The organism is Pedobacter frigiditerrae (assembly GCF_004331645.1).
Taxonomy (GTDB): domain Bacteria; phylum Bacteroidota; class Bacteroidia; order Sphingobacteriales; family Sphingobacteriaceae; genus Pedobacter; species Pedobacter frigiditerrae.
On the sequence record NZ_SJSK01000001.1, the window covers coordinates 1,529,262 to 1,542,931 of the forward strand.

Genomic DNA, 13,670 nt, shown 5'->3' on the forward strand with positions numbered 1-13,670 from the left:
TAATGAAACATCTCAAGATATACTTCGCTTTATGCCTTATTTCTATAGGTTTTAATGCTTTTAGTCAGAAAAAATTTGTGGGCACTTTCTCAAATGGATTTAAGGGCGCTAAGCTTTCCTTTACTTTAACAGCAGATGGCAAGCAAGTGCAAAGCTTTACTTTTGATGGCTATTGGCGATGTGGTGGTTCTACTGAGCATATTAAAGCTGGTCTAGAGAAAAGCTTTTCTGTAGTTAATGGTAAAATCCAAGGTGTAATTCTTGACCCAGAAAATGGGGGAGCATCAGCCTTTCGGTTTAACTTAGAAGGAGTTGTTAACGGTAAACATGCTAATGGCACTTTTAGGATGAATATTACAGGCTTGAGTTGTGATACTTATAAGTTAAATTGGACAGCCGTAGCGATTTAGAGTTTCCCGGTTTTTAATCCTAACCCTTTTAGGTAACCATCATTTGTAGTGCAATTAGAAAATTTGCATTGCTCCAACAAACCGTCTAAAGCTTTTTCGATAAGAGCTCTGTCTGTTGGTGCAAATTTTCTTAGATCGGCAAAATTGTTTTTAGGCTGGTCTGCATATTTAATAATCAAATTATAGTTTTCTGGAATTGGAAAAGTTACAATTCCTGCTTTGGCATCCATTTTTTTATAAGGCCAAAAATGCCAACTGATGTTATGTTTTTCCATCAATGTTCTAAATTCTAAAATCCACTGGTCTTTGTTTTCGCCGGTTTCGCCAACATAAATAGGTACATTGTATTTATCCCTAAAATCTAAATAATCTTGTATCACATTTTGTGTAGTGGCAGTCCAATATTTATGAAAAGTGTAAACCAATTTGCTATCAAAAGGCTGATTGAAAATTTTAAAGTTTGAATCCCATTGTGCGCCTCCCAGAAATATCAAATGGTTTTTATCAACTTTTCTTACTTCGGCTGTTATACTTTTATAAAGCGGTTCTAAATATGGATTTAATTTTTTGGTGTCGAAATAATGCGCAATTGGTTCATTCAATAAATCGTATCCAATAACTGCAGTTTCATCTTTATAATGCAGGGCGATTCTTTTCCAAATGCTTTTGGCTAATTCCTGACTTGCTGCATTCTCAAATAAGAAAGGATAGCCATCACTATCATCAATATTATCTCCAGTTTGTCCACCTGGTGCACAATGCATATCTAATATTACAGGCAAATTCTCTTCCTTGCACCACTTAATTACTTTGTCCATTAATTCGAATCCACGATTTGGATTATTAGAACCTAAGTAGCTCTCAGTGGTAAACATTTTATAGTGAAAAGGAATGCGAATAGAATTCATCCCAGTAGATTTTAAATAATGAATATCTTCCTTTGTGATATAATTATCTAAATATTTCTTCCAAAATGCTGCGGTTTTATCTGGCCCAATCAATTCACTAAAAACTTGGTTAATCATTCTTGGTGAGCCCACATCCTTAAATTTAAACATGTATCCTTCCGGTATTAACCAGTTGCCCAAATTTGTTCCAGTTAGTACTATCACTTTGCCATTAGGGGCGATGATATCTTTACCTTTTACATTAAAAAAACGATTAGTTTGTGCACTTAGCGATAGTGGCACTAAAAAAATAAGAACAATTTTTATTAAAGCTTTCATTAAAAATTACATTTGGTTGTCCTAAATTACTGCTATTAAACAAAATTTTTCTGAATAGATTACGCAAAGGTTTGCGCATAAAAAAGCCACCTTGCTTTGAACAAGATGGCTGTAATAATGCTGGATTAATTAATCCAAATTTTGTGTTCTGTTAAAAATTTGGCTGTCTCTGGTATTTTTTTGTACCGTGATAGCTGCAAATAGAGCTAGTAGAAAAGCAAAGGCATAAAAGCCTTTTTCACTGGGCAAAATGTCTGCATTCCATAGTCCAATAATTAACAAAGTGATTGTTAATAGGGTAGAAAACCAGCTTATTCCATAGTAAATCTCAGTTACTGGAATGCCTTCTAATTTATCTCTTACTGCTTTTTGTAAAGATATAACGGCAAAAAGGCCGAACATCAATACGGTAAAATAATAACCTTTTTCGTTTAATAGCATATCGGAGCGCCAAAGCCCTACAATAAAGCCAATCATGCCAATTCCAAGTGCTATCCATGCGGCTGCTATGAATGCGTTTGATGGTTTTTGATTCATCGTTTTTAATTTTGGTTAGCTATTTAATTATTGATAATGAGATGCAAGTAGCCTTAAAATGTTACTAACTCAAACAAAAGCTACCATAATTGTATTTAGTTAGTAGTTTAATTAACTTAGTTAAATGCAAAATCTAATAACCGCAAATCAAATGCAAGAAGCTGATAATTATGTAATTATCAATCAACCAATTTCTTCAATTAATTTAATGGAAAATGCATCGAAAGCCTTCTGCAAACTTTTTAAAAAAGAGGTTTTAGATAAAGAAGCACAGCTATCCATTTTATGTGGACAAGGAAATAATGGGGGAGATGGTTTGGCTATTGCTAGGTTATTGCACAACGATAAGTACAAGAATATTTCAGTTTATGTAATTAAATTCGCTGATAGCCAAAGTGAAGGTAACAAGCAAAATGTAAAACGTTTATTGAAGCTAAAGGTTCCTGTTACTATTGTACAAAACGCAGTAAAATTAAAAGAGCTTAAAGCAGATATTATAATTGATGCAATGCTTGGTTCAGGGCTCAATAAGCCACTAAAAGATGATTATGCAGATTTAGTTGCTCTGGTAAATGCTTCAAAAGCAAGGATTATTTCGGTTGATGTGCCAACAGGATTTGCTACAGAAGGAGAAATTCCTGAAAACTATAATGGCATTAAAGCTGATTTAGTGATCTCTTTTCAGCGACCGAAGATTAATTTTTTCTTTCCTGAATCTGTCGAAGCATTTTACAGGTATAAAATCGTAGATATTGGTCTTGATGAAAACTTTATTCAAGGACTAACAAGTAACTGGAAACTGTTAAAGAATGCAGATATAAAAGCGCTGATTAAGCCAAGAGCAAATTTTAGTCACAAGGGAACTTATGGACACGCTTTATTAGTTGCAGGAAATACTACCACAATGGGAGCGGCAATTTTAGTTGCAAGTGCTTGTTTAAATGCTGGGGCAGGTTTAACAACAGTCTGTTTACCACAAAGTGGATTAATAGCACTTAATACTACTTTGCCAGAGGTTATGGCCTTGCCACGAAATGAACATTTGGCGATTGAAGATTTTGATAAGTTTAATGTAATTGCCATTGGCCCTGGTTTAGGGTTGGAGCCTGAAAATGAAGAATTGTTCGAGAAAATTATCAACCTGAATAAACCTATAATTGTTGATGCAGATGGGTTGACAATTTTAAGTAAACGAAAAGATTTATTAGATAAATTACCAGCTGAAAGTATTTTAACGCCTCACGTGAAAGAGTTCGATCGTTTGTTTGGCGAACATAAAAACTGGTGGGGTAGAATAAAGACCGCTCAAAAAGAGGCAAAGGAAAGGGATTTGATTATTGTGTTAAAGAATCAATATACATTTATCTGTTTGCCAACTGGCGAAGTTAGAATCAATCCAACTGGTAATCCGGCGATAGCCTCTGGTGGGATGGGAGATGTATTAACAGGGATAATAACAGCATTTATGGCGCAAGGTTATTCATCTGAAGATGCTGCAACTTTAGCTGTTTACATACACGGAAAAGCTGGAGATAAATTAGCAGAAAATAAGTTTGTGGTAAGTGCTCATCAGGTTGCCTTACAAATTCCGAAGACAATGAAAGATAGCTTAAGCTAAGAGATGTTTATGCTCTATGAAAAGATACCCGTTATTTGTCATGCTTATGTTTAATAGCCCTGATAGCAGCGAGCACGAAGCGTAGCGATTAAAGCGAATAGTCCCAAAGGGATGACATTGGCACAGGACAACCTTTGTTAGCTGCACTAATTTGCGCTTCAAGAAATACAATTAAATAGATTCTTCCTTTGTCAGAATGACAAATATTATATAGTTACACCACCCATCACCACCATTTTTTCCATAGTAGGGTTAACACTGCCACCAGTAGGTTCAATAGTTACGGCAAATGCTTGTGCTCTTGGTATGGTTTCCATCTGTTGTACGGCATCTTTGGCATTTTCACCAAATACCCCTAAACTAACAGGTTTTCCATCAACCAAAGCCCATAACTGATATTCATGAGATTTATCTGTTTTGGGTAAATCCATTGCCGAATGGTTAATTAATATGCTTTTGTTCTTTTTATTCCAATATACCAACATTTTAGCCTTTGGTGAATTTGCAACACCAGCTAACTTAACAGTTGCCCACTCTGTGGTTTCTGTCATGTCAATTTGGTTTTGCATACCAGCCTTATCAAACTCAAGTTTGGTAACCGTAGTTGCAAACTTATCTTTCTCAGAACTTAAACTAACAATTTGGTTATTAGCTAATTTTAATTGAGTGTAAACAGAGAATAAAGCAGCGACACTAATCACTAATAAAGCAACGCAAGCCACTAAAGCATAACGTAAAGTTTTTATCCTCACGTCATTTTTAACTTCATAAAGAGGCACAACCTTAGGCTGGGCTTTGGTTTCGGTAAATTGTGCTAAGATTTTATCTTCTAATGCTGCAGATGGGGCAATTGCATTTTCGAGTGCATAAGCCTCCATCGCAAGTTCTATGGCAGTTATTTCTGCTTTAACCTCCGGATGTTTGCTGGCCATGACTTCAACTTCGGTACGTTCTGTTGCAGTTAACTGCCCTAAAACGTAAAGTTCAAGTATGCCTGATTCGATATATGCTTTTACTTCTTCCACCTCAATTAAATTTTTTCCTTAACTCTAAAATAGCCATCCTAACACGAGTTTTAACAGTACCCAAAGGTAAATTTAATTCTTCTGCTGTTTCTACGTGTGTATAGCCTTTAAAATAGACCATATCTAACACATCCTTAAACTCAGGTTTAAGTAATGTAACCATATCCTTTAAACCTAAAACATCAGAATTAAAACTCACTTTCTTTTGCTCGTCGATAAAATCTACGTTATTTTCAATGTCTTGGTTTTTATTAGAATTCTTAAAATCTTTCGAACGTAACTTATCTATAGAAAGATTACGAGCAATATTCATCATCCAAGTAAATAAACGACCTTTTGAAGAGTCATATCCCCCGGCAGAATTCCATATTTTAACGAAAGTTTCTTGTAAAAGGTCTTCAGCAACCTCAGTATGTAGAACAATACGGGATATCACACCTAACAAAGCACCCGAATACATATCATACAATGCTTTAATTGCGATAGTGTCCTGTCTTTTAAGGGCGTTAACCAGTTCTTCTTCAGAGAGTGATATTTTTTTTGCTAGTGCCAATGGTGCTAATATACAGAAACTATAACAAGCTCGTAGTAATTTTTGTTTTAGTTAAAACTTACAGCTCTAAAAATCGAATAAATGTTTTTCTGCATGATAGGACGAACGTACCAATGGGCCACTCTCCACATATCTTAAGCCTTTTGCCAATCCAATTTCCTTGTATTTTGCAAATTGGTCTGGATGTATCCAATCTACAACTGGGTGATGGTTTCTTGTCGGCTGTAAATATTGCCCTAAAGTTAAAATATGAACGCCATTTGCTACCAAGTCATCCATGGATTCTAAAACATCGTCTTCAGTTTCACCTAAGCCTAACATGATACCTGTTTTAGTTCTTAACCCAAATTCCGAAATCCTTTTTAAAGCTTCTAAGCTTCTATCATATTTAGCCTGAATACGAACCTGTTTTGTTAAACGTCTAACCGTTTCTACATTGTGGCTCATTACTTCTGGTCTTTCTTCTAAAACACGGTATAAATTATCCCACTGACCTTTAAAATCTGGAATTAAAGTTTCTAATGTAGTTTTTGGACTTTCGCGTCTGATGGCTTGTAAAGTTTCGGCCCAAATGATAGAACCACCATCTTTTAAATCATCACGATCTACCGAAGTAATAACGCAATGTTTAACATTCATCAGTTTTACTGAATTTGCAATACGATTTGGTTCATCTGTATCTACAGCTAGAGGTCTGCCAGTAGCAACGGCGCAAAATGAACATGAACGCGTACAAATATTACCTAAAATCATAAATGTGGCCGTGCCTGCGCCCCAACATTCGCCCATATTAGGGCAATTGCCACTTTCGCAAATGGTATGCAATTTATGTGTGTCTACAAGGCTTCTAACTTGCGCATATTCCTTGCCAACAGGTAATTTAACCCTTAACCAATCTGGTTTACGAGCCTTTTCTGTAACAGCAGCAACTACAGGAAGTTCAATCATGGTACAAAGTTAAACAATCTTCATGAATTGTTGTAAGATTGAAATGTTTGAAGGTTGTAATGTTTTATTTAAGCGTATTGAAATAATTTTAAAAACAATTACACTTCTACTTTTAAAGTTAGCCCTTCCCTACGTTTCAATTTTTTGAAGCTTCGCAACAAAAAGATTTCCACTTCAATAAGGTTTAGATAATAAAGGGCTGTGCAACAGTTAAAAAAACACATCAATTTCAATACAAATTTTTATATTTGTTTACTCTATCCAAATAGTAAATTTGTAGCTCGGAAAATTAGTAATTAGCACCCTTTTTAAAACAAAATAGCATTATAAGTGCTTTTCAAAAAAGGTTTATAAGTATAGTAATGAGCAAAAAGAAAAAGACGGTTGTTGAAACCGACGCAGATGTTATTTTAATTGGTGCAGGTATCATGAGCGCCACTTTAGGTTTACTTTTAAAAGAACTAGACCCAAGTTTAAGCATTGAAATTTACGAACGCTTAGATATTGCGGCTGCCGAAAGTTCTGATGCCTGGAACAACGCAGGTACTGGTCACTCGGCATTTTGCGAATTAAACTACACCCCGCAAAAGAAAGATGGTTCTGTAGATGTTAAAAAAGCAGTGCAAATTGCCGAATCTTTTGAAGTTTCTAAACAGTTTTGGGCTTACTTTGTAGAAAAGAACATTCTTTCTGACCCTTATCTTTTTATTAGAAATATTCCTCACCTAAGCTTTGTTTGGGGTAAAAAGAACGTTGAGTTCCTTAAAACTAGATTTTCTTCTTTACAGCAATGCAATCTTTTTAAGGACATGGAATATACAGAAGAACCAGCTCTAATTCAAGAATGGACACCTTTAGTTATGGAAGGCAGGTCTAAGAAAGATAAAGTTGCTGCAACAAAAATGGATTTGGGTACCGATGTAAATTTCGGTTCTTTAACCAGGGAAATGTTTAGCTATTTGAGTAAACAATCAAATGTTACTTTGCATTTTAATCACGAAATCCGCGAGTTAGATAAAATGGATAATGGCGATTGGAAAGTAACAGTTAAAGATTTAGAATCTAAAAAGAAACGCAAACGCTTAGCTAAATTTGTATTTATTGGCGCCGGCGGTGGTTCACTGCCTTTATTAGAAAAATCTGATATACCAGAAGGCAAAGGTTTTGGTGGCTTCCCGGTTAGCGGGCAATGGTTAAAATGTACAAATGAAGAAGTAATTGCTCGTCACCATGCTAAAGTATACGGAAAAGCAGCCGTTGGTGCTCCACCAATGTCTGTTCCACATTTAGATACGAGAATCATAAATGGTAAACAAGCTTTGCTTTTTGGTCCGTATGCCGGTTTTTCTACCAAATTCTTAAAAAATGGTTCGTTCTTAGATTTGCCGCTATCTATCAAATTTAATAATATCCGTCCGATGGTTTCTGCCGGACTAAAAAATATCGATTTAACAAAATACTTGATTGAGCAGATTCGTCAATCTCCAGAAGATAGATTTGAGGCCTTAAAAGAATATCTGCCAAATGCCGAATTTAAGGATTGGGAATTAGAGTACGCCGGACAAAGAGTACAAGTAATTAAAAAGAAAAAAAGTGGGGGAGGAATTTTAGAGTTTGGCACCGAAGTAGTGAGCGCTGCTGATGGTTCAATTGCAGCTTTATTAGGCGCCTCACCCGGTGCATCAACTGCAGTGTCTATTATGCTAGATTTATTAGAACGTTGCTTTAAGAGCAAATTGCAGACCTCAGAATGGCAAGCTAAAATAAAAGCCATGATCCCTACTTACGGGCAGAATTTAGCAGACAATAATGAGCTATGTGAGCAAACTAGAAAACACACATCAGCTGTGCTAAAATTAAATAGCCTGGTAGAGGGTTAGTCTGGCTTAGTTTGTCAGTCTGAGCGTAGTCGAAGACTTCTAAAATTAAATCACCTAAGAATTCCTTCGACTACGCTCAGGATGACATCCCTTTTTCATCGAAAGAATTTATGCTATTATAGTTTCCGCAATTTCTTCTGCAGAAATATCGCTATGCGATGAATCTAGAATGCATTCGCCATCCTTAATTAATAACGTTTGTGGCGATTCATGATGAACCTGGAAAGTTTCGGCAATTGCTGCAGAAATATCTCGATGACTTATTAAATCTAAAAAGTAAAGTTGCGTATCTGCAGGAATAGCTTCCCAGTCTAACTCGAAATTCCTTTTAGCCATTAAGCTGATAGAACAACGAGTACTGTGCTTAAAAATAACACTATATCCACTCGCATTTTTAATGGTATCAACCTGTTCAAGGTTGTTAAGACTTATCCATTGCATTTTTATCTCCTCCTTTTTCCCTCTGGGTAAGAGCTATAAGCAGGGCAAAGGCGAGAAGAGCATGATTCTAATACTGCGATAGCGCAGAACACAAATAATAATAGAATAGCTACCTTTTTCATCGATGATTGTTTTAAGAATTCCTTTTTATAACTCTAAATTACAAAATTTTATGAATAACAAGCAAGCTTGTTAAATTGTTGCCGAAAAATGAGCCATTTTTAAAGCAGTTATTGCGGCCTCATCTCCTTTGTTTCCGTGTTTGCCGCCAGCCCTATCAATAGCTTGTTGCTCATCGTTAGTGGTTAAAACTCCGAAAATAACAGGCTTGCTGTGCTTAATGCCAACATTTGTAATTCCGTTAGCTACAGCATCACAAATAAAATCAAAATGTTTTGTGTCTCCTTGTATTACGCAGCCAAGGCAAATTACTGCATCTAATTTTTTCTTTTTTGCTAATAAAATTTCTGCAGCTCCTGTTAACTCAAAACTTCCTGGTACGGCCATTGAAATGATATTCTTTTTATCTACGCCATACTTTATTAAAGTATCATAAGCACCTTGATAAAGTGCGCCAGTAATTTTCGCATTCCATTCTGCTACAACGATAGCGATTTTAAAATCTGCACCATTTGGAATGGTGGTATGAGAAAAATCTGATAGATTTTTAAGATGTGAAGCCATGGTGCAAAGATAAATTTATTGTTGAAATGTTTAAAGGTTGTAAAGTTGTAAAGTTGTCATAAAACAAAAAAGACCCTGCGTTAACAGAGTCTTTTTAATCCGCTTTGCGGAAAATTAGTTTGTTTGTGCTTGTACACGAGCTAAATACTCATCTATCATTGTTGCTTCTTGGCTATCTGGATATTGAGACTTAATTTTTTCGTAAGCTTCTTCGGCACCTTTAAAATCCTTTAAAGTTTCGTTCACTAAACCCAATTTTTTAAGGAACATAGGAGAAGTAAATTTGTTACTTGCTTTATCAGCTGCTTTTTTATAATAAGTTGCAGCTTGTTTGTAGTCTTTTAACTCGCTATAAGCATCTCCTAATAAGCCTAAGGCCAATGGATCTGCAACTGGACTACCAGTAGCTGTATATTTACCTAATGCTTCAGTAGCTTTTTTGTATTCGCCTTTACGTAAATAAATACCACCTAAGTAAAGATTAGCTAAGTTAGCAGATTTAGTATTGTCATATTCTTCAGCAATTTTTTCTAGCCCATAATTACCACCTTCACCATTTATTGCTTTATTAGCTAAAGAATCTACACCTACATATTGCTCTGATTTGAACATTTTAGCAGCTGCTTCATCTGCTCTGTTTGGCAAATAAGATGCGAAATAATATAGAGCAATTGCTCCTAAAGCAAGTATAGCTACTGCTATAAATAACAAACTTTTACCGTTCTCCTCAAAGAAAGTTCCTTTTCTCACTGGTTGTGTTGTTGTAGTATCTGTTGTAGACATTTGTTTTTAAAAAAAAATTGAGATTGCAAAAATACGTTTTTCAATGAAAGTATCAACCCCTTTTTTAACTATTTAATTAAGAGCATGTTTAAGTAGGGTGTATAGCGCTAAGTGTTAAGCATAACACCAGCTAAAACACTATCTCATTAGCTAGAAACTCTATTCGCCTTACACATATAAAAAGTTATCTTTGTGCATCAACTATGTGGTTAAAAAACATTACTCTTCTCAACTTTAAAAATTACTCTTCAGCTGAGCTAACCTTTGCTAAAACAGTGAATGCTTTTGTAGGCAATAATGGTGCTGGAAAGACTAACTTGCTAGATGCCATACATTATTTGTGCCTTTGCAAAAGCTACTTTAATCCAATAGATAGCCAACAAATTAAAACAAGCGAAGACCTTTTTTTAATACAAGGTGATTTTGATAGAAAGGAAAAAAATGAAAAGATCACTTGTGGCTTAAAACGAAATCAAAAAAAGAGCTTTAAGAGAAATAAAAAAGAGTACGATAAATTAGCTAATCACATAGGACTTTTCCCTTTGGTAATGATTTCTCCCTATGATGTTAATTTGATCATGGATGGGAGTGAAGAACGTAGAAGATTTATAGATAATGTAATCTCTCAAACAGATGCAAGTTATCTAGATGAACTGATTATTTACAACAAACATCTTTTAAATAGAAATGCTTTACTAAAACAAGTTGCCGTTACAAGAAAGTTAGATATAACACTATTGCAGATTTTAGACGAACAATTGATTTTATCTGGTAATAAGCTATATGAGAAGAGAAAACAGTTCTTGTCTGATTTTATTCCACTTTTTAATAAACATTATAGTTATATCACTGATGATGCCGAACAGGTTTCTTTAAGCTATCAAAGTCAACTAAACGACCAGCCTTTTAATGATTTATTAATTAATTCCATAGAAAAAGATAGAATTTTAGAAAGAACAACAACTGGTATACATAAGGATGAGCTTTTGTTTGCCATAGGCGATATGCCATTGAAAAAATTCGGCTCCCAAGGACAGCAGAAATCATTTTTAATTGCCTTAAAACTTGCACAATATAGCTATCTACAGCAATTTAAAGGGTTTAAACCTTTGTTATTATTAGATGATATTTTTGATAAATTGGATGATTTGAGGGTACATAAATTAATGGAGATGGTTTCTCATCATGACTTTGGACAGCTATTTATTACTGATACAGGAAAAGAAAGAGTACTTTCTGTTTTTAATGAAATTAAAGTTGATGTAGCTTTGTTTGAAGTTGATAATGGAATAATTAAACATGCGTAAACCAAACGACATATCATTAAAAGATGCCATAACAAAAATGTTATCGGTTTATCGCTTGCGTGGCAAATATGATGAAACTGGCATTGTGGTACATTGGCCAGAATTAATGGGCACGGCAGTGGCAAATAGAACTACCCAAATTTATGTTAGTCAGGGAAAATTATTTGTTCGCATCGAATCCTCAGTCATTAAGAATGAATTATTGATGGTTAGAACAGGAATTATAGATAAGTTAAATGAACGAGCAGGTTCTAAAGTGATTACAGAAATTGTTTTTCTATAAAAGCGATGTAGAATTAAAACATCACTTTTAGCCTTTTCCGCCGAAAACTTTAGAGATTAACCAAATAATTAAGGCTAAAACAATAACTACTATAATTACTCCCGACCAAACACCGGCCTTAAAGATTCCTTCAACTAATTCGCAACTGCTTAATGTGGTTACTAACAAGGCAACTATTGCCAAGGCGCTATATTTTCTCATGATGATTTTGTTTTAATTTGGAGATAAAACAGAGAAAATCACGAATAGTTTTAAAATATATAGGATTTACCTAATATGGGAAATTGCATTTACTTCATAAACTTTAAGTCAAGAATTCAACTTTATAGTTTTTCAAGCTCTTCCTTAATTGAGAAATAGGTGTCGGTGATAACAAACTCATATCAAACAAAGATATGATTAGGATTATACAGGGATATTCCCCCTGTTAACTCCCTATTGGACCCCTGTAGAGTCCCTGTTAAACCCCTGTAGGTGTACAATGATACTTAGACTATCTATTAATGGCAATTGTACAAGATTGCAAATTTCAGCTGGCTTAATTTTTAACTAAATAACATTTTGCCTTTAGACAGGTCTGCATTAGCGTAAAAAAAGACCCATCTTTTTCAAAATGCGTCTTAGATATTCTATGCAATTGAAGTTTATTGAGCTACTTTAATCAGTTCTACCTCAAATATTAAAGTGCTAAATGGAGGAATGCTGCCATCTGGGGTAGCTCTACCGCCATAAGCTAAATTATAGGGCACAAAGAAGCGGTATTTTGAACCTTCTTGCATTAATTGCAAACCTTCTGTCCAACCTGAAATAACTTGGTTTAAGCCAAATGTTGCAGGTTCACCTCTTTTATAAGAACTGTCAAACTCTGTCCCATCCAATAACGTGCCTTTATAGTTTACGGTAACTTGGTCTATAGCACCTGGCTTAGCGCCCGCTCCTTGAGTAATTACCTCGTATTGTAAACCACTTGGAGTTGTTTTAATGCCAGGTTTTACCTTATTTGCTGCCAAGAACTGATTGCCAGCATTAACGTTGGGCATATATTTTTGCTTGTCTTCTGCTTCTTTTTGTTTGCTAAAGCTGGTGAAAAGATTGTTGATCACTTCTTGACATTGTTGCTGGCTTAATGTTGGATTTGCTTTTGAGAAAACATCTCTCAATCCCTTGTTAAACAATTCGTAATTGATGGTTTTTAAGCCGCCGGATTGAAAGCTGCTACCAACATTTATCCCTAAAGCATAACTAGCCGAATCTAAAGTGTTTTTAAATAAAGGTGCTTTATTTGCAACAACCTTTGATACGCTTTTTACAGAAGTTGTAGGTTTTTTAACTGTTGTAGTTTTTTTTGCAACTGTTTGGGCATTTACGCTTAAACCCACTACGGCTATTATTCCTGTTATAAGTATTCTTTTCATTCTTTTATTTTTAAGGTCGAAATATAAATAAAAAAATAAGCACCTCATTTGATTAAGGTGCTTATGTATGTAATTTAACTGATAGTTTGCTTAGAAACGTTCGTCAGCAGTAAAGAAGAAATCTCCTTCAATTTGAGCGTTTTCATCAGAATCAGAACCGTGAACTGCATTTGCATCAATAGATTTTGCATATTTCTGACGGATAGTGCCTTTCGCAGCTTCAGCAGGATTAGTTGCACCAATTAAAGTTCTAAAATCTTCAATAGCGTTATCTTTTTCTAAGATAGCAGCAACGATAGGTCCTGAAGACATAAAGCTTACTAAATCATTATAAAAAGGACGAGCACTGTGAACTGCATAAAATTCACCAGCTTTTTCTGACGTTAATTTTGTGTATTTCAAAGCGATGATTTTAAAACCAGCTGCAGTGATGTCGTTTATGATAGCGCCAATGTGCCCGTTCGCAACACCATCAGGCTTTATCATTGTAAATGTTCTATTTGTACTCATTGTATATTAAATCAAGATTTTTTGCAAAAGTACAAATCTTTAGCTTAATA

16 protein-coding genes are annotated in these 13,670 nt (G+C 34.9%); 5 read left to right on the forward strand and 11 right to left on the reverse strand.

All coding sequences use genetic code 11. The annotated features are described in order from the left end of the window. The first annotated feature begins 2 nt into the window (after positions 1 to 2). Complete coding sequence (locus tag EZ428_RS06485) at positions 3 to 410, forward strand: hypothetical protein (RefSeq protein WP_131552276.1); 408 nt, start codon at positions 3 to 5, stop codon at positions 408 to 410. On the opposite strand, the gene EZ428_RS06490 is transcribed toward EZ428_RS06485, so the two are convergent. Both EZ428_RS06490 and yiaA read right to left on the reverse strand, forming a co-directional pair. Beyond that, positions 407 to 1,636, reverse strand: coding sequence for a glycoside hydrolase family 5 protein (locus EZ428_RS06490; protein WP_131552277.1), 1,230 nt, complete (start codon positions 1,634 to 1,636; stop codon positions 407 to 409). The genes EZ428_RS06485 and EZ428_RS06490 overlap by 4 nt on opposite strands. Positions 1,637 to 1,765: 129 nt before the next feature. Further along, positions 1,766 to 2,173 (reverse strand): inner membrane protein YiaA, encoded by a 408-nt coding sequence (gene yiaA, locus EZ428_RS06495; RefSeq protein ID WP_131552278.1) that lies wholly within the window; start codon positions 2,171 to 2,173, stop codon positions 1,766 to 1,768. Positions 2,174 to 2,297: 124 nt separating this feature from the next. Here yiaA and EZ428_RS06500 point away from each other — a divergent pair, with 124 nt between their 5' ends. Then, complete coding sequence (locus EZ428_RS06500) at positions 2,298 to 3,791, forward strand: NAD(P)H-hydrate dehydratase (RefSeq protein WP_225871007.1); 1,494 nt, start codon at positions 2,298 to 2,300, stop codon at positions 3,789 to 3,791. Between the two features lie 206 nt (positions 3,792 to 3,997). Here the strand turns inward: EZ428_RS06500 and EZ428_RS06505 are convergent, their stop codons facing one another. From EZ428_RS06505 to lipA, 3 genes are all read right to left on the reverse strand, one after another. Next, complete coding sequence (locus tag EZ428_RS06505; protein WP_131552279.1) at positions 3,998 to 4,816, reverse strand: anti-sigma factor; 819 nt, start codon at positions 4,814 to 4,816, stop codon at positions 3,998 to 4,000. A gap of 1 nt (position 4,817) precedes the next feature. After that, a complete protein-coding gene (locus EZ428_RS06510) occupies positions 4,818 to 5,369 on the reverse strand; it encodes an RNA polymerase sigma factor (RefSeq protein WP_131552280.1) in 552 nt (183 codons plus the stop codon). Positions 5,370 to 5,435: 66 nt separating this feature from the next. Continuing rightward, positions 5,436 to 6,317: a lipoyl synthase gene (gene lipA / locus EZ428_RS06515; protein WP_131552281.1), complete on the reverse strand. Its 882-nt coding sequence runs from the start codon at positions 6,315 to 6,317 to the stop codon at positions 5,436 to 5,438. Positions 6,318 to 6,667: 350 nt separating this feature from the next. On the opposite strand from lipA, the gene EZ428_RS06520 reads away from it, so the two are divergent. Further along, positions 6,668 to 8,197 carry a malate:quinone oxidoreductase gene (locus EZ428_RS06520; protein WP_262711779.1) on the forward strand — a complete coding sequence of 510 codons (1,530 nt, stop codon included), beginning with the start codon at positions 6,668 to 6,670 and terminating at the stop codon, positions 8,195 to 8,197. A gap of 108 nt (positions 8,198 to 8,305) precedes the next feature. Here EZ428_RS06520 and ytxJ read toward each other — a convergent pair whose 3' ends face one another. The 3 genes from ytxJ to EZ428_RS06535 all read right to left on the reverse strand — a co-directional run bounded on the left by ytxJ (position 8,306) and on the right by EZ428_RS06535 (position 10,105). After that, positions 8,306 to 8,638, reverse strand: coding sequence for a bacillithiol system redox-active protein YtxJ (ytxJ, locus tag EZ428_RS06525; RefSeq protein ID WP_131552283.1), 333 nt, complete (start codon positions 8,636 to 8,638; stop codon positions 8,306 to 8,308). A gap of 192 nt (positions 8,639 to 8,830) precedes the next feature. Further along, the gene (ribH, locus tag EZ428_RS06530; RefSeq protein WP_131552284.1) at positions 8,831 to 9,322 is read right to left on the reverse strand and encodes a 6,7-dimethyl-8-ribityllumazine synthase; all 492 of its coding nucleotides are present in this window, start codon (positions 9,320 to 9,322) and stop codon (positions 8,831 to 8,833) included. 114 nt (positions 9,323 to 9,436) lie between these two features. Continuing rightward, positions 9,437 to 10,105: a tetratricopeptide repeat protein gene (locus tag EZ428_RS06535; RefSeq protein ID WP_131552285.1), complete on the reverse strand. Its 669-nt coding sequence runs from the start codon at positions 10,103 to 10,105 to the stop codon at positions 9,437 to 9,439. A gap of 203 nt (positions 10,106 to 10,308) precedes the next feature. Between EZ428_RS06535 and recF the strand changes: the two genes are divergently transcribed. Further along, the gene (gene recF, locus EZ428_RS06540) at positions 10,309 to 11,412 is read left to right on the forward strand and encodes a DNA replication/repair protein RecF (RefSeq protein WP_131552286.1); all 1,104 of its coding nucleotides are present in this window, start codon (positions 10,309 to 10,311) and stop codon (positions 11,410 to 11,412) included. Beyond that, entirely contained in the window at positions 11,405 to 11,695 is a 291-nt protein-coding gene (locus EZ428_RS06545; protein WP_131552287.1) for a DUF721 domain-containing protein, read from the forward strand. The genes recF and EZ428_RS06545 overlap by 8 nt, the downstream gene beginning before the upstream one ends. 27 nt (positions 11,696 to 11,722) lie before the next feature. Here the strand turns inward: EZ428_RS06545 and EZ428_RS23950 are convergent, their stop codons facing one another. The 3 genes from EZ428_RS23950 to EZ428_RS06555 all read right to left on the reverse strand — a co-directional run bounded on the left by EZ428_RS23950 (position 11,723) and on the right by EZ428_RS06555 (position 13,620). Continuing rightward, positions 11,723 to 11,896, reverse strand: coding sequence for a hypothetical protein (locus EZ428_RS23950; RefSeq protein ID WP_165501720.1), 174 nt, complete (start codon positions 11,894 to 11,896; stop codon positions 11,723 to 11,725). A gap of 443 nt (positions 11,897 to 12,339) precedes the next feature. Beyond that, complete coding sequence (locus EZ428_RS06550; RefSeq protein ID WP_131552288.1) at positions 12,340 to 13,110, reverse strand: FKBP-type peptidyl-prolyl cis-trans isomerase; 771 nt, start codon at positions 13,108 to 13,110, stop codon at positions 12,340 to 12,342. Between the two features lie 90 nt (positions 13,111 to 13,200). Then, entirely contained in the window at positions 13,201 to 13,620 is a 420-nt protein-coding gene (locus EZ428_RS06555) for a nucleoside-diphosphate kinase (protein ID WP_131552289.1), read from the reverse strand. Positions 13,621 to 13,670 lie beyond the last annotated feature (50 nt).

Excerpts from the sequence above, each read along its gene's own strand:
- yiaA (WP_131552278.1), bottom strand. The coding sequence starts at position 2,173 with ATGAATCAAAAACCATCAAACGCATTCATAGCAGCCGCATGGATAGCA.
- EZ428_RS06545 (WP_131552287.1), top strand. The coding sequence starts at position 11,405 with ATGCGTAAACCAAACGACATATCATTAAAAGATGCCATAACAAAAATG.
- EZ428_RS23950 (WP_165501720.1), bottom strand. The coding sequence starts at position 11,896 with ATGAGAAAATATAGCGCCTTGGCAATAGTTGCCTTGTTAGTAACCACA.
- ribH (WP_131552284.1), bottom strand. The coding sequence starts at position 9,322 with ATGGCTTCACATCTTAAAAATCTATCAGATTTTTCTCATACCACCATT.
- EZ428_RS06555 (WP_131552289.1), bottom strand. The coding sequence starts at position 13,620 with ATGAGTACAAATAGAACATTTACAATGATAAAGCCTGATGGTGTTGCG.
- lipA (WP_131552281.1), bottom strand. The coding sequence starts at position 6,317 with ATGATTGAACTTCCTGTAGTTGCTGCTGTTACAGAAAAGGCTCGTAAA.
- EZ428_RS06550 (WP_131552288.1), bottom strand. The coding sequence starts at position 13,110 with ATGAAAAGAATACTTATAACAGGAATAATAGCCGTAGTGGGTTTAAGC.
- EZ428_RS06500 (WP_225871007.1), top strand. The coding sequence starts at position 2,298 with ATGCAAAATCTAATAACCGCAAATCAAATGCAAGAAGCTGATAATTAT.
- EZ428_RS06490 (WP_131552277.1), bottom strand. The coding sequence starts at position 1,636 with ATGAAAGCTTTAATAAAAATTGTTCTTATTTTTTTAGTGCCACTATCG.
- ytxJ (WP_131552283.1), bottom strand. The coding sequence starts at position 8,638 with ATGCAATGGATAAGTCTTAACAACCTTGAACAGGTTGATACCATTAAA.
- recF (WP_131552286.1), top strand. The coding sequence starts at position 10,309 with ATGTGGTTAAAAAACATTACTCTTCTCAACTTTAAAAATTACTCTTCA.
- EZ428_RS06485 (WP_131552276.1), top strand. The coding sequence starts at position 3 with ATGAAACATCTCAAGATATACTTCGCTTTATGCCTTATTTCTATAGGT.
- EZ428_RS06535 (WP_131552285.1), bottom strand. The coding sequence starts at position 10,105 with ATGTCTACAACAGATACTACAACAACACAACCAGTGAGAAAAGGAACT.